Consider the following 23130-nt stretch of genomic DNA (forward strand, 5'->3'; position numbering starts at 1 on the left):
GCCGACGCCGGCCGCGCCGTCACTGCTCCCCCTCGGGGGCCTGGTGCAGTGCGCGGAAGACGCGCTCGGCGTGGTCCTCGCAGGCTGCGGTGCACTCCTTGAGCCGCTTGCCCGCCTCGGCCGCCTCCGGGGCGCCGTACACAGCGCGGGCGGTCAGGTCGCGGTGCCGGCGCCGCAGCCGCTCCAGCGACTGCTCCTGTTCCTCCAGCTCGGCGAGGGTGAACTCGGCGATGCGGATCTCCTTGGCCAGCTCCGCCCCGAACTTGCCGCAGTCTGCCAGGAACTCCGCCCAGTCGGCGGACCTGGCGGCCGTGAACAGCGCCTGGAAGCGGGCAGCGTCCTCGGGCCCGCGTCCGGACGCGTTCAGGGTCACCGCCTGTCCGCCGGCCTGCTCTGTGAGCGCGATCGCCCGGGCGATGCCGTCGGCGAAGACGGGTACGTCCGGAACGGCCCACACGCCCTGGCCGAGCGAGAGCGCACCGATCCTGCGCAGCTCCCGCCAGACCGCCACCCGGTGCCGGGACGGCTCGGCGGCCGGCTTGATCACGAGAATGGGCCAGCGACTGCCCGGTTCTGCGCTCGGGCTCACCATGCCCTGCCCGTGGCGCGTCCGTCCGCCTCCCTGACTCGTGGCACCGCCTTCCGCTGCCGGGTCACTCGCCGGCTGTCTTCTCGATCAGCGCGCTGTATGCCAGTTGCAGCGTGTCCGCCCCGGCCAGAGCGGCCAGCGCGCCCATCGCGGTGCGTGTCGCGCGCGGCCACAGGAGTTGGCCGGCGGTCAGGGTGGACGCCACCCAGACGCTCATGCAGAAGGGGCAGGTCGCCAGCTCTCCGACGCTGTGCCTGGCATCCTCGGACTGTGCCTCCTCGTGCAGCTCGGCCGGGCCCTGCGCGGCGACGTACCTGGTGAAGGGCGCACGCAAGGGGCTGGTGACCGATGCCTTGGTCAGCAGCCGGCTGAGCCGGAACGTGGCGACCGAGGTCAGGACCACGTCCCACGGCTCAGGCCGGTCGGGCAGCGGCCGACCGCGCACCCGTACGGCGGTGGCCCACGCGGTCGTGTACGCGGCAAAGCCCGCCATGGCCGCGACGTAGCCGCCCAGCGGCCGGTCGTGCTCCGCCGCGTACCGCTTCCCGGTCCGCTGCACCAGCCCCTGCAGACGTCGCGCGAGGCGGCCGTCAGCTGCCGTGTCCATGGGCTCCCGTCTCCATGCGTCGCTGCTCCGCTTCAGCCCCGTTCGCCAGGGCGGCGGGAGCGGCGGAGGCCAGGCCGACGCCGACCAGCAGACCCGCCTCGCGGGAGCGGCCACGGTACAGGTCCGATACCGCCGCCGACAGCCAGCTGCCGATCGGCACCTGCACCATCAGCGGATGCACCGGGTGCCCCAGCCACCTGCCGTGCAGGAGGTCCCGCCCGTCGCCGAGCGGCAGGGCCCGCACCCCCTTGCGGACCGCGTCGATCACCGCATCGGCCCTCGGCTCCCGCTCCAGGCGGTCCAGCAGCCGCAGGACGCGGCTCTGCCGCAGCTGTCGCCGGCCTGGCATCATCCTCATGGTCGGCTGGGTCCCCACCTGGGCGGACGGCAAACAGGAGCCGGGGCACCCGCGACGGACCATCCCGTCAGTCGCCCGGCCGGTTCACCACGCGTGCGCAGCCGTTCGTTCTCCTCTTGAACATCTCGCAGGCCCGCGCCGCCTCGTCGAGGGGCACGGTGCGGGTCGCCAGGTCGGGAGGTGCTGAACTCTCCGGCCGATCATCGCCGGGGTGCTGCTCTGGACGCGCCCGGCCGCCATCACCATCGCGCAGGTCAGGTCAGTACACCTGCGCAGCGGGGCAAACGGTGGGAAGGCGCCGAGCCGTGCCACCGACTCGGCGTTGCGGGCGCCCGAACTCAGGCGATCTCCGTGCCTTCACCCAGGGTCACCGCCTCCGGCGGCAGGCCATCCACGCGAGGACGGCCAGGCCCGATGCTGTCAGCAGCGCCTTCCGGTTGTCCCGTGCCAGCCGCGCACCACGGGCGGTCCGCTGCCGTAGCGGCTCGGGCGCCCTGTCCTGCCACTGCTGACCGGCCTGGGCCGCCTTCGCCCGGGTCTGCTCGGCAACCTGGGTGGCCTTGTCCTTGACCGGCTCGGGCACCCGGTCCTGTGCCTGGTGGGCCAGGTGTGTGGCCTTCTCCTTCAGTTCCCCGGCCTTGAGGACGGCGTTCTCCTTCAGCTCGCCGGCCTTCGCGGCAACCTGTTCCTTGACTTCGGCGGCCTTGTCCTGGGCGCGCGCTTTCACATCGGTCTTAGCGGCGAGCGCCTGGACCGTCTGCCCGAGTTCGGCACGCGTCTGCTCGACCTGCTCGCGCAGTTCGTCGGGGCTGGTGGCGGTGGGCTTGTCGTGAGGCGGCTGGGTCATCGGTGTGCACTCTCCTTGATCTCGGCCACATCGGCCTTCACGTTCTCGACCATCTGCTCGGGCGTGGGCGGCGCGGCCTGGTCGACCTGCTTCTTTCCCCTCATGGCCAGCACTGCGGCGATCACACCCAGCACCGCGGTGACGATGAGCCCGGCGGCCCACACCGGCACCGCCACCGCTACCGCGGCAATCGCCGTGGCGACCAGCGCTTGCAGCATCAGGAAACCGACGACGCCGGCACCACCGAACAGTCCGCCTCCCTTGCCGTAGTGCTTGCCCTTCTCCTTCATCTCCGCCTGCGCCAGCCTCATTTCACCGCGCACCAGCTCGGTCAGCTGCTGCGAGGCCCGCTGCACCAGCTCGCTCACCGGCTCCTCACCGGAGCCGTCCGCGCTCGGCCCGGGTCCCGCACGGTGGGCCTCCGTGCTCGACACGGCGGTCACCTCCCCTTTGTCCCTCTGTGGTTGCTGCACGCCGGGCGCAGGCTGCGCCCGGCCATGTCCGACGACCGATCGAGTACCCCGAACAGGCGAGTTCAGGTAGACGGTGCGGCGGCGGACCCTGCCCGGCTCCGCGAGCCGCAGCCGGCCGCCGGCCGCTCCGGTCAGTGACGCAGGATCAGGCGGGGCGCACGTCGGATGAGCCAGGTGCTGCTCAGGCCGATGGCGGCGCCGGTAGCGACGTCGCTCGGGTAGTGGGCGCCGCTCTGCACCCGCTCGAGGGCCACCATCGCGGCGGGCACCGCGCACACGGCACCTGCGGCCGGCCACGTGGGGGCGACGGCCGCGGTGAAAGCCACCGCCGCGGCGGTGTGCCCGGAGGGGAAGGAGGAGGAGTCGGGGCGGTCATCGGCCTCGTCGTGCGGGAACCACTCCTTGGGCGGCCTGGGCCGGTCGGCCAGCTGCTTGCACAGGCCGTTCGAGACCAGTTGCGCGACGACCAAGGCGGCCAGACCGGTGGCCGCCGCCTTGCGGCCGCGCCACCCGCCCAGCCACGCCATCGCGGCCGCGGCGCCGCACCACAGTTTTGTGCTCTCGGCCATTTCCTCAACCGCCGACAGCACCCGGCCGACGCCCGGTGGCATGCGGGCCGCCTGCTTGGTCAGTGCCCGGTCGATGTCGCGCAACTGCGCCATAAGCCTCATGAAGGGCGGATATCCCGCAGGTCAAGGACCTATTCCCGAGATCGTCAAGGGTCACCCGCCGTCCAGGCGCCGTCGGTCGTCCTCGTCCCACTTCCGGGTGTCGCGGGGCTGGGTGTAGGGCTCGGTGTCAGGCGGCAGGCCACCCGCGATGGCCCGCTGGCGTACGGTCTCCGCGTCGAACTCCAGGCCCAGCAGGATGGCGAGGTTGGTGATCCACAGCCAGACGAGGAAGACGATGACGCCGGCCATGGTGCCGTACGTCTTGTTGTAGGAGGCGAAGTTCGCGACGTAGAACGCGAACCCGGCCGAGGCGATCATCCAGATGAGCAGGGCGAGGAAGCTGCCCGGCGTGATCCATTCGAAGCCCTTCACCTTCGCGTTCGGGCTCGCCCAGAACAGGATGGCAATCATGACGGTGACCAGGACGATCAGGACGGGCCACTTGGCGATCGACCACACCGTCAGCGCTATGTCACCCATACCCAGCGCGGCCCCTGCGTGGCGGGCCAGACCGCCGGTGAACACCACGATCAGCGCACTGGCCACGGCCAGCACCATCAGTACGACGGTCACAGCCAGGCGTACGGGAAGGATCTTCCACACGGGCCGGCCTTCCGGCATGTCGTAGACGGCGTTCGCCGCCCGGATGAACGCGGCCACATAGCCGGAAGCCGACCACACCGCCAGCAGGATGCCGACAACCGCCATGACGGAGCCGGTCCCTGCGTTGCTCTGCAGCTGCTCCACGGCCCGGGTGATGATGTCCCTGGCCGAACCGGGAGCCAGTTTCCTGATGTTGGCCAGCACCGCGTCGGTCGCCGACTTGCCGGTGATGCCCAGCAGCGAGACCAGCACCAGCAGTGCCGGGAACAACGACAGCACCCCGTAGTACGTCAAGGCGGCGGCGCGGTCGGTCAGCTCGTCGTCCTTGAACTCCCTCAGCGCCCCCTTGAGTACACCGCGCCAGGCCCCCTTCGGCAGCTTCGCCGGCGTATCGGGTGCCCGGCGCTCCACCTCGGGCCCGGGCCCAGCCTCCTCGGTCACCGCCCGGCGAGCCTGCGCCTCGTCGCCGCTGTCGTGCGCTTTCCGCCCTGGAAGATGCAACTTCGCCATACGCGTCGGGTAACCCCCAGCGGCCCCGCTCACGCCACCACAGGCGCCCCATGCGTGCAACCTCACGCGTGCGAACGATGCGCACTGCGTGGGTACCCGCACTTCCCGCGGCCTCGCCACCCCGGCCGTACGGCAGGGAACTTGGGGTACGCGTGACAGACCAGTCGGTCGAGCGAAGGGATGAACGAGTGCGTCGGCAGCTGATGTGGACACTGGTACTGCGAGGTAGCGCGGCGTTGTTGTTCGGGATCGCGGCACTGGTGTGGCCGGGGGTGACGGTACTGGCACTGGCGCTGTTGTTCGGCGCGTACGCGCTCGTCGACGGCCTGGCGCTGCTGACGAGCGCCTTCCGCAAAGAAGGCGACAACGGACACCGGCTGGCCCACGCGGTGGGCGGCTTCCTGGGCATCGCGGCCGGGGTGATCACCATCGCCTGGCCCGGCGTGACCGCGCTGGCGCTGGTCACCCTGGTCGGCGCGTGGGCCGTGATCACCGGCATCGTGGAGGTCTGGGCGGCTGTGCGCTTCCGCCGGGAGCTGCACCATGAGTGGTTGCTGTTCCTGGCCGGCGCCGCATCCGTGATCGCCGGAGTGCTGATCTGGACCCGGCCCGACGTGGGGGCGATCACCGTCGCCCAGGTCATCGGCCTCTACGCGCTGATCTCGGGCGCGCTGGTTCTGGGCACCGCCTGGCGACTGAACGGCACCATCGCAGCGCATTCGGCCCACCACGCCCGGCACGCCTAGCTGTACGAGGCCAGGACGTTGGTGACGCTCCGGGGTAGTCGAGTGGCCGACGGTTGGCTGGCTGCTCCGCTGTGGGGCCGGTGGTAGTCGTAGTGGATGTTCCAGATGGCGAGGGCTCCGCGACGCTGGTCTTCGGAGGTCCAGGAGTGTCACGTCGACGCACGCCCGTGAGATCCCCATCTCGGCTGCCACGTGGGCGATCGGCCGACTCGCGCAGCGTTCGATCAGACGACGTCGGCCCTCGGGCGACAGGGGCGCGTTGCGGTGGGTCACCGATGTTCCGCCCTGCCGGCAACGGATCCTGCCGCGCCGGGAGATTGCGGGGCCACCCCGAGATGCGCTCCGCGCAAGCCAGACCGCTCAGCCAAGTCGACCAGCGCGCGGGCATGGTCAGCATGGGTGATTCGAGTGGTCAGGTCGCCTACCTCGGTGAGGGTGTATCCGCCGATGGCCGGCGTGTCCGTGGCGAAGTCTCCTGCGGGGCTCACCGCTGTCCACTGCAGACCAGACGCCTTGAACGTCTCCAGCGCAGTGCGGTGGCCCAGCGAGAAGGGTCGGTACTCCGTGGGAAAGCTGCCGGTGTCGACGGGCGGGACCCCGGCGGCATCGGGCAGCAGCGAGGCGATGCTCACCCAGACCAGCCGAGAGACCCCCGCTTTCTGCAGCCCGGTCACCAGGCCGTCTGCCACCGCTGGGAAGAAGTCTCCCGGGTCAGCCTCAGCGGGTGCCACGCCTGCGATCGCGGCATCGTGCCCAGCTGCGGCACGTGCCACGGCTTGCGGGTCGGTGATGTCCGCGTCCGCACTCCTCAACGGCCTCACGTGGTGCCCGCGTGAGGCCGCCTCGGCCACTGCGCTGCTGCCGGTCATTCCGCCTGCCCCGAAGATCACGATCGTCATCATGGGCTCGACGCTAGGCGAGCCACCGGTTACCGATCGGGTACCTACCCTTGGACTATGAGCCGGCTCTCGCCCGAGACGTTTGACGAACTATGCCCCTCTTCAATGCTGCCCATTCGGATGCAGAACAAGTGGGCACCCTTGATCATGCGTCTGCTCGGCGAGGGAGCGCAGCCCTTCAGCGAGCTGCGCAGGGCGCTGCCGAGGACAAGCCCGAAAGAGCTCACCCGAGCACTGCGGTCACTCGACCGCGACGGATTCATCACCCGCGACGCCGACGCGGAATCCCCTGGCTACAGCCTCACCCCACTCGGGCAAAGCCTCCTCTCCATCCTCCTGGACGTCTACGCCTGGACCGCCGAGCACTGGGACGAACTCGTCGATGCCCGCGAGCGCGCAGACCATCCAGAGGACGATCCACCTGTCAATAACGTCCTGACCCGCAACACCTAGCCGGCGTGCGCCACCTTGCTCGCACGGAGGCAGCCCGGTCCGCGTCGACGCGGTGGACGGCCGGGCTGCATCTGCTGCCCCGACAGCAGCGTGAAGTCGTTGTCGGCGGGCCGCGCGTGGCGTCTTCCTCGGCGGCAGCCCGTGGATCCGCCCTCGGCGAAATGAACCCTCTTCATGGCCGCGTCGGTCACCTCCGGCGGGCGAGGGCTCTGTGGAGTTCGGCCAGGACCGTCTCGGGCAGGGCGGCGCCCCGCGCGTGCTCGATGATCTGCTCGGCGATCGAGGAGAGCTTGGTGTTGGTGTGCTGCGATACCTCGCGCAGCACCGTGAACCCGTCCTGGGGACTGATCTTCGCCATCGTCACGAGCACCCCGATCGCTTGATCCACCACGGCGTGAGAGGCGACCGCCCGCTGCAACTGCTCGACCTCCACCCGCAACCGCTCAACCTCGTGCACGAGGTCGTCGACGCGGGGACCAGCAGCGGGTTCTCGGCCAGGAGGCGTGGGTGAGGCCATAGGTATCACCGTGGGTGTCGGCGGAGCTGGGACGCATAGTCGCCTGCCCTCACCCTTCCACGGCATCCCTTCTGCGGCAGGACGTCACAGCACTATGGCCGGGAAGGTGACCTCTCCGAACCCGGGCCCGGAGAGTCGACGGGGCCGGCTGCCGAACCCGCTCGCCGACGAGCAGCCGCTCGGGCGGCTGCAGCAACGGGCGTGATCAGGCCACGTCGCGGTAGCGCGGTGTCCGATCAGCGTCCCGCGGGCGGCGGGTGCTGTGGACCAGACGCAGATGACGCCCACGGGCGTGCCGGGCCGCCCTCGGCCGGCCCGGCAGCCAGTCCTCGATGCGGTCCATTCCGTAGAGCAGCAGGCCCAGTACAGGCAGCAGCAACACAGCGACGGCGATCACGGTGGAACATCCCTCCGGCCGGCAACACCTCAACGGGTGTCCACCCGCTCCCCAGCCAGCAGCCGGCCCGTGTGAAGGTCTGGTGACCACCGGAGCGGGGATGGTTCACGGCAGGGGGCCTTGGCAGTTCATGCCACGGCACTCCGGGCATACGGGACCCATGTGTCCAATCGGTCGGCCGACGCGCGGGGCACGTCCCGGTGCGCCGCGGCCACGGTGCCAGAGGAGATTGCTATGGACCTGGCTGAACTGCTTGCGGATGCGATGCGTCGGCAGCACCTGAGTGCCGAGGCGCTCGCCTATGCGACCGGTATCCGCGCCCCTCGCATCAAAGCGTTCGCCGAGGACGGAGCCGAAGGGCCGATCCGTCCGACGCGGGAAGAACTCACCGAACTGGCACGGGCGCTGTCGCTGCCGTTGCCCGCGGTGCTCGGGGTGAACAGGGACCGTCGGGCCGTGGCCCACGCCGGGCAGCAAGTGTGACGCAGCAGCCAGGCGCAAGGGCCACACGGATATCGTGCCAGGTGGCGGCACACCCGCGTCATTCAGGAGGAATGCGAAACTCGAATTCGGGACGGTCCCACGGCACGGCGGGCGGGTTCGCGCGCGCGGTCCCGGTCCGCACTGCGCCGGTGCGGTGGTAGAAGCCCTGGGCGGGCAGATGCGACACGACCTTGACGCGGTCGAGCCCGGCGGCACGGGCCTCGGACTGCATGTGCTCGACGAGGAGTCGTCCGATACCCCGTCCCTGCGCTTCGTCGGCGACGAACAGCAGGTCGAGCTCCGGTGGGGCGAGGACGAGCGAGTAGAACCCGAGCACCCGGCCTCCATGGTCGTCGGCGCCGACGGCGACGAAGGCGCGGTGGGCCTCGATGTAATCGGGACCGACCCGGTAGCCCGCGACCGCCGCCGCGTACTTGCCCTCGTAGGCGCCCGAGGTGCGCACGAGCCGCGTGAGCCGTTTGGCATCCCGCCCGACGGCCCTCCGTATCGTGACCGGCCGGCTGATCGGGGTGGTACGTGAACTCATCGGGCCGAGTATGCCGCACCGGGAAGCGCCTTCGTGCGGCGGGCCGGCCGCCCGGGCGCGCGCTCCCGCACCGCTCCCGGGAAACACTCGCCCAGGCCCCGACCGATCACGTCTCCACCGCGTCGTGGATCACGTGGGCCCGGTGTTCGCGGGAGCGTGCGACGGCGTCCCGCGGTCCCCGTCCGGCGCCGGGCCGGCCGGGCCGGGCAGCCCGCGGGGACCGGCTTCCGAGGCCCGGCGTCCGAGGGCCGGCACGGAGCTCTCGCCGAGGAAGCCGCCCGACTGGTGCTGCCACAGCTTGGCGTAGGCGCCGTCCGCCGCGAGCAGTTCTTCGTGGGTGCCCTGCTCGACGACGCTTCCGCGGTCGAGGACGACGAGACGGTCCATGCCGGCGACGGTGCTCAGGCGGTGGGCGACCACGAGGGCGGTACGCCCGTCCATCAACCGCCACAGGGCGTCCTGGACGAGGAGTTCGCTCTCCGAGTCCAGTGCGCTGGTCGCCTCGTCGAGCAGCAGGATCGGGGCGTCACGCAGGATGGCCCTGGCGAGAGCGACGCGCTGGCGCTGGCCGCCCGAGAGTTTCACCCCGCGCTCCCCCACCAGGGTGCCGAAGCCGTCGGGGAGCTGGTCGGCGAACTCCGTGACGTGCGCGGCGGCGGCCGCGGCGTGGATCTCCTCGTCGGTGGCGCCGGACCGGGCGAAGGCGATGTTGTCCCGCAGGCTGCGGTGGAACATGGCGGGTTCCTGCGGGACGTAGGCGATCAGCGAGCGCAGGTCGCTCTGGCGCAGCCGGCTGATGTCCTGCCCACCGATCAGGATGCGTCCGTCGTCGATGTCCGACATCCGCAGCAGGAGCCGGGTGAGTGTGGTCTTGCCGCCGCCGGACCTGCCGACCAGACCGACACGTGCGCCCGCGGGCACGTCCAGGTCAAGCCCCAGGAAGATCGGCTTCGCCCCCGTGTAAGCGAAGGTCACCGCCTCGAAGCGGATGCCGGTGTCGCGCGGTGCGAGCGGTTCGGGTTCCGTCGGGTCGAGCACGGTGGGCGGATCCAGCAGCAGCTCGGTGAACTGCGCGGCCTCGGTCATCGAGCTTTCCAGACGCCGGTAGATCTGGTTGAACTCGAACATGATCTCGGTCGCGTTGGAGTAGTAGGTGAAGGCGACGACAACCTCCTCCACTCCCCGGCCCGGGCCACCGAAGGCGACGGCGACCAACAGACCCAGCACGTTGGTCAGCACGGACATGGGGGCGATCAGCGTGTCGACGCGCAGATTGCCGTAGTCCCACGACCTGAGCGTCAGGCGCCGGGAATCGGCGACGCGGCCGCGGTGTTCGTCGGCCTCCCTCCCCTCGGCCGCGAACGCCCGGATGGTCTCCATGTTCACGAGGCTGTCGGCGACATGACCGGAGACCCGGGCGATCGCCGCCTCACGCTCGTTGACGAGTCTCTGCCGGCGGCGAATCAGAGGGGTCGCGGCCACCACGGTCAGCGTGATCATCACCAGGAGGCCGGCGACGAGCATCGGTTCGTAGCTCCACAGCACCACGGCACCGAACACCAGGGGGACGAGACTGCCCACGATCCGGTACGTCACCGTGTCGACGAAATCCTCGAAGCGCTTGCCGAAGCTCAGCACCCGTTTGGTCAGGGAACCGGCGAAGTTGTCGTGGAAGAACGCCGCGTCCTTGGCGAGGAGTTCGTCCATGCCGCTCACGTACAGGCGCTCCATGCCGAGGGCGTCCACGCGGTTCAGGCAGTGCTGCCCGACCCGCCACACGGCCTCGGCGAGCAGCAGCGTCACTCCGAAACCGAGCACGTACGGCAGCGCCGAGCCGAGGGTGAGACCGCCTTCGTCGGCGGCCTGTCCCGCCAGTTTGGCGATCAGCAGGGGGGCGACGTAGCGGATGCCGATGTTGCCCACGGCCGGCAGCAGCAGCGCGGGCAGGGCCAGCCGTCGTAGTCGCAGTAGTTCTCGGCCGTAGCGGCGCAGTGCCAGAACGACCGCGCTCCTGCCCGGCGTCGGCCCTCGCGACTCTGTCGTCCCCATCACACTCCCGGAGGTTCGGAAGTCGGAAGTTTCCCGTCAGGGGAGGCACTCAGTCCAGGCATTTACCGCGGACCGGCGAGAACCGGACACCGCCGAGTCGCCGGGGAGGGGTCTCGCCGTCGCCGTCGAGTCGCCGGGGAGGGGTCTCGCCGTCGCCGTCGAGTCGCCGGGGAGGGTCTCGCCGTCGGCATCGGAGCCGCCGTCGGCATCGGAGTCGCCGTCGGCATCGGAGTCGGAGTCGGCTTCGGAGTCGGGAACCGATACCGCTTGTCAGGTTGCGGGGGTCCCCGGCTCGTAGGTCGTGAGCGCCCAGATGACGAACACGTCGAGGGCCACCATGATCACGGACCACACCGGCGAGTACGGCAGGAAGAGGAACTGCGCCAGCAGGCTCAGGGACGCCATCACGATGCCGGCCACGCGGGCCCATGCGGCGCCGACGAGGACGCCCCAGCCGGCTGCGGCGGCTATGACGCCGAGGACCAGCAGGATCCAGCCCCAGCCGGTCAGGTTGATCTTGTAGATGTAGCTGCCGAAGCGGGCGTAGACGTCGTCCACGGCGATCGCGGAGATGCCCTGGAAGATCGCCATGATGCCGTTCAGCAGCAACAGCACACCGGCGAAGGCGACACCGCCGGTGGCCAGGGAAGTGCTCGGGGCGGGGGGACGACTGCCGCCGGAGGGTGCTCCGGCACGGGGCTGTGCGGCCATGGTGGCGCTCCCTTCTCACCGCAGACGGCGTACGGGACGTCCGCCTGACTGCTTCGACCCTCAGGGCCGGACGGGTGACCGGCCACCGGCACTAGGCCGAACGGGTGACGGGTGACGACGGGCGCCCCGCCCGCACCGCGGCCGTCGCGGGGGCGGTGGCGTGCTTCGCCACCCCGTGCGGGCGGGCCTGGACGTGCGTGTGCCGTCCGGCTGCCTTTCACTCTGAGGAGACGCCCGACCGAGGGCGAGCAGGGAGACTGCGGCATGACCGGACACAGGGTGCGGGGCGCGACGGCCGCCCTGCTGACGACGCTGCTCGCGGCCGGCGCGGGCGGCTGCTCGGACGGCGGCGGCTCCGGGTCGGACGCCGCGAGCAAGGCGGCGAGCAAGGCGGCCTCCGCCGCCGCGTCCGCGGGCAACAAGGCCGCCGAGGCCCTGGCCTCGGCCACCGCCGAGGCCGGGCGCAGACTCGACGAGGTCAAGGGCGGCATCGACGCCAAGGACGACGTGCGGCTCGGTGCCACCGGGACGGACGGCGGGCACAGCACCGTCACCGTGACGGCCGACAACACCGCGGACAAGGAGAAGTCGTTCGCCGTGCAGGTCGATTTCCGGGACACCGGAGGGAATCTGCTGGACGTGGTCGTGGTGACGGTCCGTGACGTCGCGGCCGGATCGTCCGGCGAAGCGAAGGCACAGAGCAACCGCAAGCTCTCCGGAACCGTGAAGACCGAGGTCGCCAGGGCCGTACGGTTCTGAACGGGCTCGCTCTGCACGGGCCCGGGCCGGCTCTGAACGGGACCGCTCTGCACGGGCCCGGCCGGTTCTGAACGAGACTGTTCTGGACGGACCCGGGCCGGTTCTGAACGAGACCGCTCTGCACGGGGACCGGCCGGTTCTGAACGAGACCGCTCTGAACGGGCCGGGCCGCGGGGCACCGCGGCCCGGGGGCGTCAGGCGGGCGCCTTCGCGCCCTTCTCCGCGTCGGACGGCGCCGCCGCCAGGAACTCGACGACGGCCAGCAGGAACAGCAGGCACAGGGCGATACCGACCACCACCCAGCCGGTGGGGTACGACCACAGCAGGTAGACCAGCAGTGCCGCCACGACCAGGATCCAGGTGATCCACGTGCGGTACCGGCGCACGAAGGGACCCACCGGGCCGGTGCGCAGCCCGCCACGGTCGGCGGTGGCGCGCACCGCGCCGATGCCCGAGGTCCACAGCCGGCGCACGAGCCCGGCGTGCCTGCCGGGACCGGAGAGCCAGGCGGCCAGGGCGATGATCACACCGAGGGCCACGACCATGCGCACGGTGGTCTGGAGGAAGTGGGTCAGCGCGTCGTACACGGCGCCGGCCGCCCCCGGGGAGACGCCGGCCGGCAAGCGGTCGAGGTAGAGCACGCGGAAGATCCGCAGTCCGATGCCGAGGATCCCGGTGGTTACGGCGACACCGAGGCAGCCGGCGACCAGGGCCCGGCGGCGCCGTACCGAGAGCAGCACACCGGCGGCCACCAGGACGACGGCGAGCACCGGCAGCCAGTTCCCGGCGATTTGGAGGATCCGGACGTATGTCTTGATCTTGCCGATCTGGTCGGATCTGACCAGGGTCAGGTCGGTGTGCACCTCGGGGATGTGTGCGGCGGCGCCGATCCCCGCGTCGACGAGTCGCTGCTTTAGCCGGTCCAGCACGGGAGCCAGGTCGAGCGTGACGGAGTCGTTGTGGAGTTGCACCGCGCCGCCGCCGCTTCCGGTGATGGCTTTGTCGAGGGCGCTGTGGATGTCGCGGTTGGCGTCGGTCCAGACGGTCTTGAAGGCGTCCGACGCGGCGATCTTGCGCGCCTGGTCGTGGACGAAGCTGCGTACCGCGTTCTCGAGCGCGTCGCCGAGCCGGCCGCCGAGAGCCTGCTGGAGCCGGGGCCGGTCCTGCGGGGCCACGTCCGCGAGCAGGGCGGGCAGGTCGATGTGGCTCATGAGCGCGTCGGTGGCCCGGTTCGCGACGGCGTTCTGCACGTCGGGGTTCGAGGCGAGCGGGGCGACCGTGGCCACGTAGCGGTCGGTGTCGCCCAGCTCGTCGGCGGCCCAGGCGGCGACCACGGAGAGCGGGGCGAGGAGGCAGCCGACGACGATGAGCACCGCGGCGACGAAGGACCTGACGTGATGCCGGGGCGGCCGGGCGCGTTGGCTCTCCAGGGCCGCGATCCGTGCCCGCAGTTCCTGGATCGTGGCCCGTTCCGCAGGCTCGTCCGCGCGTGCTCCGCCGTCCGCCACCCGTACCTCCAGGCCTCCAGATCGATCCGTCCCTTCTTCTGCAAGCCGAACCGCAGCGGGGCGGATGCGCGAGCGGGAGGGGGCCGTTCGGATGCGCGGGCGAGAGAGGGAGCCGTTCGGATGCGCGGACGGGAAGAGGCCCATTCGGATGCGCGAGCGGGAGGGGGCCGTTCGGGATGCGCAGGCGAGAGAGGGAGCCGTTGGGATGCGCGGGCGGGAGGAGGCCGTTCGGATGCGCGGGCGGGAGGGGGCCGTTCGGATCGCCGTCGGCACGAACCTGCGGCAGGTACCGGGCGTGCGCCCCTGGATCCTTTGCCGCGCACAGGGGGAGGCGCCGGACGGGACCGGTCCGGCAGCCCGTCGCCGGGCGCGCCCCGGACGCGGTGGCGTCCGGGCGCCCGATCGGTCCAGCCCCGCTGGCCCTCCGCCGGGCGGGCCGCTTTGACTGGCGTACGACGAGGACTGTCCTGCGGCGGGGCAGCGCGCCGGTCGGGAGGCGGTATGGCGTGGACGGCGCGGCTCAAACGGCTGCGCGCCGACGCCGAACGGCGGCTTCCCGTGCTCACCGCGCTGACCGGCCGCCTGCTGTCCGTGAACGTCCTGGACGCGGCCACCAGACTGGCGGCTCAGGCGTTCCTGGCCTGTATCCCCCTGCTGTTCGCCGTCGCCGCGTTCGCGCCGCGCGCCGTCCGCGACCAGCTCTCCGACTCACTGCGCAGCCTGTTCGGCCTGACGGGTCCCGCCGAGCAGCAGGTGCAGCAGGTCCTCACGCCGGCCACCGACGGCAGCCTCAAGCAGACGAGCGGAGCCGTCAGCCTGGTGATCATCCTGCTCTCCGCGACCAGTTTCAGCCGTGCCATGGCCCGAGTCTGTACCCGCGCCTGGCGGCTGCCGAAGGCCGGCACACGGATCGCCGCCTGGCGCTGGGTGGTGTGGCTGCTCGCACTGGTGGTGGTCGTCCTGGTGTCGGGCCCGGTACGCGACGGCTTCGGTGCCGGCCTCTGGCTCGGTACCCCGCTCGTCTTCCTGATGGGCATCGGGGTCTGGCTGTGGACGCAGCACCTGCTGCTCGCGGGCCGCGTCCACTGGCTGCCGCTCCTGCCGGGCGCGCTGCTGGTCTCGGCCGCCATGACCGCGCTCAGCCTGACCGCACGGCTGTACATGCCGGGCGCGCTCAACCGGTCCCTCGCGGAGTACGGCTCCCTCGGTCTGGTCCTCGTCCTGCTGTCCTGGCTGATCGTGGTGGCCGCCGCGATCACCTTCGGGGTGACCATCGGGGCGGTGCTGGCGGAGGAGCCGCCGTTGCGCCGGCATCTGGCGAGGGCGAGAGCGAGGTTGAGAGCGAGGGCGAGGGCGAGGGCGAGGGCGAGGGCGAGGAAACCGTAGCGCCGGGGCGCCCCCCGGCCCGGGCGAGGAGTTCGGCCCGTGTGATGGCCTCGGTGCGGGTGGCCGGGACGGTGCAGGCGTGGGCGCCGGCGATCGCCCCGTACCCGGCGCAGCGTCGCGGGTCCTCACCGTTCAGCCAGCCGAGCAGGAAGCCGGCGGCGAAGGCGTCGCCCGCCCCGTTGGAGTCCACCACCGGGGCGGGAGGTGCCACCGCCGGTACGTGGGTCAGCTCGCCGTCGGCCAGCAGACGGGCGCCCTGCGCACCGGCGGTGGCCACGACGATCCTGGCCCGGCCGCGGGCGGCGATGTCGCGCATGGTGCGCTCCGGGTCGGCCAGGGCGGTGGTGGACAGGAAGACGACGTCCGCCTCCAGGGCGAACGGCTCGTGGTACGGGTTCGCGCCGTCCCAGTCGTGCAGGTCGGTCGAGACGGTGAGGCCGGCCTCGCGGAGCAGGGGCAGCGCCTGCGCGCAGGGAGGGGTGATGACGACGTGGGCGTGGCGGCTGGTGGCGGCCAGTTCGCGCACCGTCGCCTCCGGGAACCGGTCCGCGGCGCCCGAACGGGTGTCGTCGTAGAGGGACAGCCGTCGCCCGTCGGGGCCGACGAGGTTGACCGCGCGCTTGGTGCCCGCGGGCTGCGGGATCGCGGTGAGCGGGATGCCGTTGTCCCGGTGCAGGGCGCGGACCAGGCCGCCCTCGACGTCGTCGCCGATCATGTCGAGGTGGTGGGTGCGCAGCCCCAGCGCGGTGAGGCCGAGGGCGACGAAGTCGCCGCTCTGTCCCGCGCGGGCCGTGATACCGGGGCGGATCATGTAGCTGTCGGCGAAGGGGAGCGGCAGTTCGGGGACATGGACGATCGTGTCCACGCCCGCGCCGCCCAGGACCAGGACGTCGGTGTCGGTGGTCATCGTTTTCCTCTCGGGCCGTCGCGATCAGCCGAGTCAACCAGCAGCTCCCCGCCGCAGCAAGAACTTGCTGAAAATTACGGCAAGTTGATCCGGCCCGGGCGCGACGGTCGTGACGCTCGCGGCGGAGCCGAACGCCTCGGCCCCGCCGGTGCGTCCCGGCGGGGCCGTGCCGGCTCCGCGCCCCGCGTCACACCGCGCCGACTGCGAGGACGTTGCCCTCGCTGATATAGGCGTCGGCGTCGTCGAGCGGGTGGCCGGAGCCGGCGGGGTCGGCGAAGTGCCGCCAGTCGGCGCTCAGGCCCAGATCGAGGGCCTGGCCGGCGAGTTGCGCGCAGGCCATCGAGTAGAACGTGCGGGCCGCGTCCGTCAGCGGCGCGTGGTGCTCGATGAGGACGGTCCGCTGGCGCACACCGGTGAGTCCGGCGCTCTTCAGGTGGCGGTACAGCTCGCGGGAGCGCAGGAGTTGGCGGGCGTAGCCGGGCGTGGCGCCGGCGGTGCGGAAGAAGTCGGTGAACAGGTAGGGGTCGCCGGGCCGGGCGGTGATCAGGTGGGCGTCCAGGTCCTTGACGGCGACGATGCCGCCGGGGCGCACCACGCGCCGCAACTCGGCGAGTACGGTGCCGAGTTCGTCGTCGTCGAGGTACTGGGTGGTGTTGGCGCACCAGGCGGCGTCGAAGGTGTCGTCCGGGTACGGCAGCGCGCGCAGGTCGGCCTGGCGGACGTCCACCGGGCAGGGCGGCCGCCATTCGGCGGTGCGGGCGGCGGCGAGCCGGGCGTTCTCCTCGGCGAGGTCGACGGCGGTGATCCGGCCGCCCGGCCCGGCGAGGGCGGCGAGGTGCGGCAGATAGTCGCCGGAGCCGCAGCCCGCGTCGAGGATGTGCCCGCCGGGCGGCAGACCGGCCTCGTGGAGCAGGGCCAGGTAGGTGTCCTCGCAGGCGCGGAAGTGGGCGTCGACGACGGTGTGGTGGGTGAAGCCGAGCCCGGTGGAGGTCGTGTAGCCCCACTCGGCGTGGTCGCGGGTCACCATGCCGGGGCTCCGATCTCGGTGAGGAAGGCGTGCAGGGCGTCGGTGACGGCGCCGGGCGTCTCCAGGGGTGGCAGATGACCGGCGTCGGGCACGGTCACGAGGCGCCCGTACGGCAGGGTGTCGGCGACGTGCCTGGATTCGGGTGCGGCCACCAGTTCGTCCTCGGTCCCGGCGATGACGAGGGCGGGCACCCGGGCGGTGCGCAGCACGTCGGTGGAGTCGGGGCGGGCCGCGATCGCCCGCTGGGCCCAGGCCAGTGCGGCGGGGTCGGCCGCCTCGACGTCGGCGAGGACGCGGGCCAGCACTTCGGGGCGCGTGGCCCGGGTGGTCGCGCCCACCAGCATCGGGGTGGTCTGCGCCAGGAGCTGCCGCCGGGGTTCCTCCTGCTGTACGAGGTCGGCGAAGCGGTGGCGCCGGGCGGCTGCTTCGGGGCTGTCGGCGGTGGCGCGGGCGGCGAGCAGGGCCAGGCCGGCGACCCGGTCGGGGTGGCGGCGCAGGAACGCCATGGCCGTGTAGCCGCCCATGGAGGATCCCACCAGGACGGCCCGGTCGACGCCGTTGTCGTCGAGGGTGCGGGCCAGGTCGTCGGCCACGACGTCGAGCGAGGGGTCGGCGGTGCCGAGGGCGGTGGTGCCGAAGCCCCGCTGGTCGACGGCGAGCACCGAGTGGCCCCGGGCGCGCAGGGCGTCGGCGGGCTCCCGCCACATGCCGGCGTGCAGGGACAGCGCGTGCAGGAGGACGACGGGGACGCCGGTCACCGGGCGGCCTCCTGCTCCGCCGCCGCGATGAAGTCCCGTATGTGCGAGGGCAGTTCCCGCTCGCGCGGCCAGGCGAGGGTGACCGGGGCGGGCGGCAGGTCGTGGACGGGGACGACCCGTACGCCGGCCGGGGCGAGGTCGGCGAGGGAGATGACCGACAGGTGCACGCCCGCGCCCGTGGCCACGAGGCGCATCATCTCGGGGACGGTCGAGACCCGGTGGCGGCGGTGGAGGGGGCGGCCCGCGGGGGTGTGCGGCGGGACCACCTCGTCCCAGACGTAGGCCGGGAAGTCGCCGGGCCGGTCGAAGCAGTCGTAGGCGGCGACGTCCTCCACGGAGACGTGGTCGCGGGCGGCGAGCGGGTGGTCGGCCGCGACGACGACGGCACGGGCGTCCTCGGTCAGGGTGCGGGTGGTGAACAGGTCGGGTTCCCGGACGGCGAACTTGGCGATCATCACGTCCTGCCGGCCGGCACGCACCTCGGCGAACGGGTCGCCGATGTCGTACTCGGACAGGCGCACGGCGGCCTCGTCCCGGCCGGCGAGCCGGATGATGTCGGACACCACCGTCGTGGAGCCGTGGTAGCCGAGCCGGACGAGCCGGCTGTCGGTGACGGTCTGGGATGCTTCGGGCATGGCAGGCTTCCTCGGTCGGTCTGCTTGAGCCGGTTGTCTGCGGCCGGTTGTCTCCGGCCGGCCGTTCTCGATCGGTGGTCTGCGGCCGGCCGTTCTCGATCGGTGGTCGGCGATCAGTGGTCTGCGATCGGTGGTCTGCGATCGAGGGGCGGCGATCGTTGGTCGGTGATCGTTGGTCGGTGATCGTTGGTCGGTGATCGTTGGTCGGTGATCGTTGGTCGGTGATCGTTGGTCGGTGATCGGTCAGTCCCCGTCGGTCAGTGCGGCGGCGGCCCTCAGCCGGCCGGGCAGACGGGGGTCGGGGACGGCACGTACGCGGACGGCGTGCCCGGGCAGCGGGTTGATGCGCGGCACCCGGTGCAGTGTGAGCCGGTCGCCTGGGGCGATGAGGCCGTCGAGGACGGCTTCGGCGATGACGTGGTTGAGATGGACGAGGGCCTCGGCGACCGTGCATCCGGCCGTGGCGAGATGCAGGCCGCGCGTGACGGGGACGCGACCGGGCGGCGGCTCACCGGGGACGGTGAGGTGCCGGGCGGGGGCGGGCGGGACCTCGGCCGGTGCGTCGAACAGCTTCAGCAGCCTGCGCAGGGTCGTGGTACCGGCGGCGGGGCCGGGTGCGGTCCACGCCGCGGAGCCGTCGTCGGCGAGGTGCGCGAAGACGAAGCGGTCGCGCAGGTGGTCCGGATTGCCCGCGAGGAACACGGTGCGGGTGAAGGAGGCACGCCAGGCGGCCGCGTCCTCGGGCGGCACACCGAGGGCGAACACGCAGGTGTCGCGCACCCAGCGGGCGAGGTCGACGTCCCGGACCACGACGGCGGCCAGGATCTGTCCGTCGTCGGCCGCGCCCGCCTCCTGCGCGATGTGGCGGTGGGCGTCGAGGAGGCCGTCGGGGGTGGCGAGGTCGTGCCGGTCGGCGAGGTCGGGGCGGGCCGCCCGGATGCGGACGGCGGTGCGCTCCCGCAGGAGCTGCTGGGTCCGGGTCATAGGTACACCGAGGTCAGGAGGTCGAGCCCGGGCGCGGCCCGGCGCCTGCCGAGCAGGCCGGAGGTGAGCCGGTACGGGTCGACGTACGTGTGGTCCTTGCGGTGGCGCGCGAGGCGGTCGGTCAGCGGCTCGGGCTGTGGCTGCCCGGCCGACTCCAGGAGGCGTTCGGCGCGCTTGAGGCTCTGGGCGAGCAGTTCCGGCCGGAACGACTGCTGTTGGCCCGGTCCGAGGACGGCGATGAAGTACAGCCGCATGCCGAGGCGTACGACGGCCGGGTCGTGGCCGGCGGCGGCGTCCAGGAGCGCTCCGGCGTGCACGTCCCGCCAGCCGCCCTGCCGGGCCGAGCGGATCCGTCCGTCGATCGGCACCCGGCCGATGGGCACGCGTCGGACACTGGGACCCAGTTCGGCCAGTACGCGTGCCAACTGCTGGTGGTCGGAGTCGAGTTCGGTGTCGTACAGGAGCACGATCTCGTCGAAGCCGGGGGCGAGCGGGAGCAGTTCGCGCAGCGCGCAGGCCAGGTAGTTGGGGCGCCCGTCGGCGGTGACCAGTTGGCGCAGCGGCAGTCCGTGACGGGTGAGGTCGAGGAAGACGGGGCCGCCGACGGCCCGCTGGTCCAGGCACATGCCGAGGCCGGCTAGCCGGTCCAGCGCGGCGTCCAGGCCGAGGCCCGGCGGCTGGTACCGCAGCAGCCCGGGATCGTGCAGGCCGAGGCGGGCGTAGTGCCCGCTCCACAGGGTCAGCACGCGCGTGCTCGCCGGGTGCACCCAGCCGTGTTCGGCCGCCTCCGCGTACGGTCGCAGGTCCCGGGCCGAGGGGCGCGCGGCGGCGCGGAAGGCGACGTACAGGGCGCCGATGTCCTCCTCGGTGAGGTCGCCGTAGTCGGTGTCGCCCTCCGTGCGGTCGAGGAACTCCCAGAAACCCAGGGTCTGTTCCGTGGGGTGGTAGGTGGTGTGGCTGGAGCGGTGGGTGACGTGCGCGAGGGATTGTGTGGCCCGGTGCATCACGTCCGTCCACAGCAGTCCCTTGAGGTGGCTGGGAGTGAGGGGTTTGGAGGGGGTGATGGTGATCGGGGCGAGCAGGACTCGGCGGGCGGCGCCCGTCGCCGCGCCCGGGGCCGCCGGCTCGGTGGCGAGCGCCGTCATACCCGGGCTCCTTCCGCCGCCGTCACGCAACGCACCAGGTCGGCACGGCTCGGCCCCGCCGGGTGTGCCGGGTCCGGGGCCGGTGCCCGGCGGACCCGGTCCAGGAACCCGGCGTCGCCGAACAGCTCGGCGGGTGTGGTGAGCGTCATCAGCATGCGGGTCAGTCCGCGCCACACGGTGCCGTCGGTGCGGGCCGCGGCGGCGACCTGTTCGGCGCCGGGCCGGCCGTCCGGGGCCGGCGGCGGGGCGGGCGGCGGCTCGACGCCTTCGACGGCGGCCCGCCAGCGGGCGGTGCGCGCCCGGTCGGCGGTGACGCTGTGTTCGTACCAGGGGGTGAACAGCTCATGCGTCATCCGGGCGGCGGCCCGCCGCTGTTCGACGGTGATGTCGGGCATGCCGGCCAGCAGGTCGGCGAGGCGGAAGGCGTGGTCGAGGGCGAGGGAGATGCCGCGTCCGAACAGCGGGTCGGTGACGCAGGCCGCGTCCCCGACGGAGAAGAGGCCCGCCACCGGTTCCTGGAGCGGACCGGCCACGCCGCGCAGTGTGTTGGCCGGGAACGTCATCGCGCGGACCGGCGAGAGGGGCGTGCTGACCGCGTCGTCGAGCCAGGGCGCCAGTCCGGGTGTGGCGCGGGCGGCCGCGGTGAAGCCCGCGGGGGTGCGCAGTGCCTGGAGGGCGCGGTCGCCGGGCAGGGTGCCGAGGGCGATGGAGAAGGTGCCGTGGTCGCCGAGGTGCAGTACGCCGGCGTAGTGGGCGAAGATGTCGCCGGCCGCGTTGCCGCGGTTCAGGGGCCCCGGCCGGGTGGCGGTGCGCAGTCGGTAGAAGCGGGTGTGGCCGGTCATCTCCGAGGGGCTGGTCAGGTCCCGGGCGACCGGGATGCCGGCGTTGGCCAGCCAGACGCGGGACTGGGCGCGGCGGCCCGTCGCGTCCAGTACGAGGTCGGCGGGGATGCGCTCGCCGTCGGTGGTGACGACGGCGCGCACGCGGGGTGTGCGCCGGTCCAGTTCCAGGCCGGTGACGGTGGTGCCGTGCCGGACGGTGACGCCGGGCAGTTCGCGGACCGCGCGGTACAGCAGGAGTTCGAGGGTGGCGCGGCGGCAGCCGAGGCCCACCAGGTCGTCGTCCCCGGGCCGGGGTGTGCTGTCGGTGCCGGACGCGGGCAGGGCCTCGGTCAGGCGGAGCAGCGGGGCGCCGGCCGCCTGTGCCTCGGCCAGGATGCGGGGGGCGTGCGTGCGCAGGAGGCGTACGCCGAGTGAGGTGAGCGTGTGCGAGTGATGGGTCTGCGGCACGGTGGGGCGGTGCTGCCAGCGGTCCACCGCCTCGCCGAGCGGGCCGTCCGGCGGGGCGGGGGCGCGGTCGAGGACCAGGACGGTCAGGTCGAGGCGGTTGAGCGCGAGGGCGGCGGCCAGTCCCGCGACGCTGCCCCCGGTGACGACTGCGGTCGGCATGTCAGCGACGCCTGCCGTGCACGAAGAACACCCGGCGTACGTCGCGTTCGGTGCGCGGCGGCACCGGGTCGGGCCACCGCCCGTAGTCGGCGCCGTCCTCGCCGGGCTGGGTGGCGCGCACGGTGAAGCCGTAGGTGTCGAAGAGTTCCTCGGGTTCGTCGCTGCCGAACAGCCAGGGGCAGCCCCAGCCCGCGAACACGTCGAGCAGGCCGCGCATGTCGGGCAGGGTCAGCGCGGCGGCGTTGACGATGTCGGCGGCGATCCGGCTGCCGGGGGCGGAGATCTCGGCGACCTGCCGCAGGATGCGGTGGGTGTCCGGTTCGGGGATGTAGTAGAGGAGTCCCTCCAGGAGCCAGGTGGAGGGGACGGTGGGGTCGTATCCCGCTTCCCGGAGCCGGTCCGGCCAGTCGGGGGCGGTGAGGTCGACGGCCACCTTGTGGTGGCGGACGCGGGGCTCGACGCCGGCCAGGCTCGCGTCCTTGTGCGCGAGGACGGCCGGCCGGTCGACCTCGAACCAGCTGACGCGGTCCGGCCAGTCGAGGCGGTGGGCGCGCGAGTCCATGCCGGCGGGGGCCAGCACGATCTGGGTGGTGCCGGGATCCTGGGCGGCCTGCTGGAGGTAGTCGTCGAAGAACCGGGTGCGGATCGCGTTGTAGTCGGGGGTGCTGGGCAGGGTGCGCTCGCGTCCGGTCGGGAAGGTGACAGCCCGGACCTCGGCGAGCAGGCCGGGCCCGATCTCGCCGGCGAGCCGCTCCGCGTACGGGTCCTCGTACAGGTGGTCGGGCCGCCGGGTCTCGGCCGCCCGCAGGGCGGCGGTGAGCAGCGCGGTCCGTTCTACGGCGTCCAGCTGTGGCGTCATGGCAGTCCTCTGAGGGGGGTGGTGGTGACGGATCGCGGTCCGCGGGCCGCCGGACCGGGGTGGTACACCGGCGGACGGGCTGGGCGGACGTCGGGCCGAGTCGGCGGTGGTCTACCGACGGACGGGGCTCGGCGGGGGTACGGACGGATCGGGGGTGGTACACCGGCGGGCGAGGGCCCGGCGGGGGTACGGACGGATCGGGGGGTGGTACACCGGCGGGCGAGGGCCCGGCGGAGGTTCGGACGGATCGGGGG

Annotated in this window: 26 protein-coding genes and 3 pseudogenes; 5 read left to right on the forward strand and 24 right to left on the reverse strand. The window is 72.5% G+C overall.

What is annotated here, in order from left to right; genetic code table 11:
- Window positions 1-19 precede the first annotated feature (19 nt).
- From JK361_RS02450 to JK361_RS02480, 7 genes are all read right to left on the reverse strand, one after another.
- Window positions 20-592 carry a Chromate resistance protein ChrB gene (locus tag JK361_RS02450; RefSeq protein WP_201813919.1) on the reverse strand — a complete coding sequence of 191 codons (573 nt, stop codon included), beginning with the start codon at window positions 590-592 and terminating at the stop codon, window positions 20-22.
- Between the two features lie 61 nt (window positions 593-653).
- The gene (locus JK361_RS02455) at window positions 654-1196 is read right to left on the reverse strand and encodes a DUF1360 domain-containing protein (protein ID WP_201813920.1); all 543 of its coding nucleotides are present in this window, start codon (window positions 1194-1196) and stop codon (window positions 654-656) included.
- Window positions 1180-1554, reverse strand: a complete 375-nt coding sequence (locus JK361_RS02460) for a DUF2231 domain-containing protein (RefSeq protein ID WP_372448673.1) — start codon at window positions 1552-1554, stop codon at window positions 1180-1182. Before JK361_RS02460 ends, JK361_RS02455 begins: the two co-directional genes overlap by 17 nt.
- Before the next feature lie 367 nt (window positions 1555-1921).
- Window positions 1922-2401: a DUF3618 domain-containing protein gene (locus tag JK361_RS02465; RefSeq protein ID WP_201813921.1), complete on the reverse strand. Its 480-nt coding sequence runs from the start codon at window positions 2399-2401 to the stop codon at window positions 1922-1924.
- Window positions 2398-2769: a phage holin family protein gene (locus JK361_RS02470; protein WP_307787127.1), complete on the reverse strand. Its 372-nt coding sequence runs from the start codon at window positions 2767-2769 to the stop codon at window positions 2398-2400. Before JK361_RS02470 ends, JK361_RS02465 begins: the two co-directional genes overlap by 4 nt.
- Before the next feature lie 236 nt (window positions 2770-3005).
- Window positions 3006-3545 carry a phosphatase PAP2 family protein gene (locus JK361_RS02475; protein ID WP_201813923.1) on the reverse strand — a complete coding sequence of 180 codons (540 nt, stop codon included), beginning with the start codon at window positions 3543-3545 and terminating at the stop codon, window positions 3006-3008.
- Window positions 3546-3596: 51 nt separating this feature from the next.
- Window positions 3597-4658 (reverse strand): YihY/virulence factor BrkB family protein, encoded by a 1062-nt coding sequence (locus tag JK361_RS02480; RefSeq protein ID WP_201813924.1) that lies wholly within the window; start codon window positions 4656-4658, stop codon window positions 3597-3599.
- 188 nt (window positions 4659-4846) lie between these two features.
- Here JK361_RS02480 and JK361_RS02485 point away from each other — a divergent pair, with 188 nt between their 5' ends.
- On the forward strand, window positions 4847-5404 hold the full coding sequence (locus JK361_RS02485; protein WP_201813925.1) for an HdeD family acid-resistance protein: 558 nt from the start codon (window positions 4847-4849) through the stop codon (window positions 5402-5404).
- Here JK361_RS02485 and JK361_RS40960 read toward each other — a convergent pair.
- From JK361_RS40960 to JK361_RS02495, 3 genes and pseudogenes are all read right to left on the reverse strand, one after another.
- Window positions 5401-5547, reverse strand: a pseudogene (locus JK361_RS40960) (IS481 family transposase); the annotation flags it as partial. The gene JK361_RS02485 and the pseudogene JK361_RS40960 sit on opposite strands and share 4 nt — an antisense overlap.
- Before the next feature lie 19 nt (window positions 5548-5566).
- Window positions 5567-5677 (reverse strand): annotated as a pseudogene (locus JK361_RS42320) (IS481 family transposase); the annotation flags it as partial.
- Window positions 5674-6306 carry an NAD(P)-dependent oxidoreductase gene (locus JK361_RS02495; RefSeq protein WP_201813926.1) on the reverse strand — a complete coding sequence of 211 codons (633 nt, stop codon included), beginning with the start codon at window positions 6304-6306 and terminating at the stop codon, window positions 5674-5676. The gene JK361_RS02495 and the pseudogene JK361_RS42320, both read right to left, overlap by 4 nt.
- A gap of 54 nt (window positions 6307-6360) precedes the next feature.
- Here JK361_RS02495 and JK361_RS02500 point away from each other — a divergent pair, with 54 nt between their 5' ends.
- Window positions 6361-6756 carry a winged helix-turn-helix transcriptional regulator gene (locus tag JK361_RS02500; protein ID WP_201813927.1) on the forward strand — a complete coding sequence of 132 codons (396 nt, stop codon included), beginning with the start codon at window positions 6361-6363 and terminating at the stop codon, window positions 6754-6756.
- A 187-nt stretch (window positions 6757-6943) separates the two neighbouring features.
- Here the strand turns inward: JK361_RS02500 and JK361_RS02505 are convergent, their stop codons facing one another.
- Window positions 6944-7273 carry an ANTAR domain-containing protein gene (locus tag JK361_RS02505; RefSeq protein WP_201813928.1) on the reverse strand — a complete coding sequence of 110 codons (330 nt, stop codon included), beginning with the start codon at window positions 7271-7273 and terminating at the stop codon, window positions 6944-6946.
- Between the two features lie 205 nt (window positions 7274-7478).
- Window positions 7479-7670, reverse strand: a complete 192-nt coding sequence (locus tag JK361_RS02510) for a hypothetical protein (protein WP_201813929.1) — start codon at window positions 7668-7670, stop codon at window positions 7479-7481.
- A gap of 234 nt (window positions 7671-7904) precedes the next feature.
- Between JK361_RS02510 and JK361_RS02515 the strand changes: the two genes are divergently transcribed.
- On the forward strand, window positions 7905-8153 hold the full coding sequence (locus tag JK361_RS02515; RefSeq protein WP_201813930.1) for an XRE family transcriptional regulator: 249 nt from the start codon (window positions 7905-7907) through the stop codon (window positions 8151-8153).
- 58 nt (window positions 8154-8211) lie between these two features.
- Here the strand turns inward: JK361_RS02515 and JK361_RS02520 are convergent, their stop codons facing one another.
- From JK361_RS02520 to JK361_RS02530, 3 genes are all read right to left on the reverse strand, one after another.
- Window positions 8212-8700: a GNAT family N-acetyltransferase gene (locus JK361_RS02520; protein ID WP_201813931.1), complete on the reverse strand. Its 489-nt coding sequence runs from the start codon at window positions 8698-8700 to the stop codon at window positions 8212-8214.
- A gap of 129 nt (window positions 8701-8829) precedes the next feature.
- Window positions 8830-10749: an ABC transporter ATP-binding protein gene (locus JK361_RS02525; protein WP_201813932.1), complete on the reverse strand. Its 1920-nt coding sequence runs from the start codon at window positions 10747-10749 to the stop codon at window positions 8830-8832.
- Between the two features lie 270 nt (window positions 10750-11019).
- Complete coding sequence (locus tag JK361_RS02530; RefSeq protein ID WP_201813933.1) at window positions 11020-11460, reverse strand: DUF7144 family membrane protein; 441 nt, start codon at window positions 11458-11460, stop codon at window positions 11020-11022.
- Between the two features lie 264 nt (window positions 11461-11724).
- On the opposite strand from JK361_RS02530, the gene JK361_RS02535 reads away from it, so the two are divergent.
- Complete coding sequence (locus tag JK361_RS02535; RefSeq protein ID WP_201813934.1) at window positions 11725-12219, forward strand: hypothetical protein; 495 nt, start codon at window positions 11725-11727, stop codon at window positions 12217-12219.
- 194 nt (window positions 12220-12413) lie between these two features.
- On the opposite strand, the gene JK361_RS02540 is transcribed toward JK361_RS02535, so the two are convergent.
- Window positions 12414-13727, reverse strand: a complete 1314-nt coding sequence (locus JK361_RS02540; protein ID WP_201813935.1) for a hypothetical protein — start codon at window positions 13725-13727, stop codon at window positions 12414-12416.
- A 501-nt stretch (window positions 13728-14228) separates the two neighbouring features.
- Here JK361_RS02540 and JK361_RS02545 point away from each other — a divergent pair.
- Window positions 14229-14978 (forward strand): annotated as a pseudogene (locus JK361_RS02545) (YhjD/YihY/BrkB family envelope integrity protein); the annotation flags it as partial.
- Between the two features lie 4 nt (window positions 14979-14982).
- Here the strand turns inward: JK361_RS02545 and JK361_RS02550 are convergent.
- The 8 genes from JK361_RS02550 to JK361_RS02585 all read right to left on the reverse strand — a co-directional run bounded on the left by JK361_RS02550 (window position 14983) and on the right by JK361_RS02585 (window position 22876).
- The gene (locus JK361_RS02550) at window positions 14983-16020 is read right to left on the reverse strand and encodes an adenosine kinase (protein WP_201813936.1); all 1038 of its coding nucleotides are present in this window, start codon (window positions 16018-16020) and stop codon (window positions 14983-14985) included.
- Between the two features lie 187 nt (window positions 16021-16207).
- The gene (locus JK361_RS02555; RefSeq protein ID WP_201813937.1) at window positions 16208-17047 is read right to left on the reverse strand and encodes a class I SAM-dependent methyltransferase; all 840 of its coding nucleotides are present in this window, start codon (window positions 17045-17047) and stop codon (window positions 16208-16210) included.
- Window positions 17041-17805, reverse strand: coding sequence for an alpha/beta fold hydrolase (locus tag JK361_RS02560; RefSeq protein ID WP_307787131.1), 765 nt, complete (start codon window positions 17803-17805; stop codon window positions 17041-17043). The genes JK361_RS02555 and JK361_RS02560 overlap by 7 nt, the downstream gene beginning before the upstream one ends.
- Window positions 17802-18440: a LysR substrate-binding domain-containing protein gene (locus JK361_RS02565; protein ID WP_201813938.1), complete on the reverse strand. Its 639-nt coding sequence runs from the start codon at window positions 18438-18440 to the stop codon at window positions 17802-17804. Before JK361_RS02565 ends, JK361_RS02560 begins: the two co-directional genes overlap by 4 nt.
- Window positions 18441-18683: 243 nt before the next feature.
- Window positions 18684-19424 (reverse strand): DUF6182 family protein, encoded by a 741-nt coding sequence (locus JK361_RS02570; protein WP_201813939.1) that lies wholly within the window; start codon window positions 19422-19424, stop codon window positions 18684-18686.
- Window positions 19421-20569, reverse strand: coding sequence for a hypothetical protein (locus JK361_RS02575; protein WP_201813940.1), 1149 nt, complete (start codon window positions 20567-20569; stop codon window positions 19421-19423). The genes JK361_RS02570 and JK361_RS02575 overlap by 4 nt, the downstream gene beginning before the upstream one ends.
- Window positions 20566-22017, reverse strand: a complete 1452-nt coding sequence (locus tag JK361_RS02580) for an NAD(P)/FAD-dependent oxidoreductase (protein ID WP_201813941.1) — start codon at window positions 22015-22017, stop codon at window positions 20566-20568. Before JK361_RS02580 ends, JK361_RS02575 begins: the two co-directional genes overlap by 4 nt.
- Before the next feature lies 1 nt (window position 22018).
- The gene (locus tag JK361_RS02585; RefSeq protein WP_201813942.1) at window positions 22019-22876 is read right to left on the reverse strand and encodes a class I SAM-dependent methyltransferase; all 858 of its coding nucleotides are present in this window, start codon (window positions 22874-22876) and stop codon (window positions 22019-22021) included.
- Window positions 22877-23130: the final 254 nt, after the last annotated feature.

Origin of the sequence: Streptomyces musisoli (assembly GCF_016741855.1) — a bacterium.
GTDB lineage: Bacteria > Actinomycetota > Actinomycetes > Streptomycetales > Streptomycetaceae > Streptomyces > Streptomyces musisoli.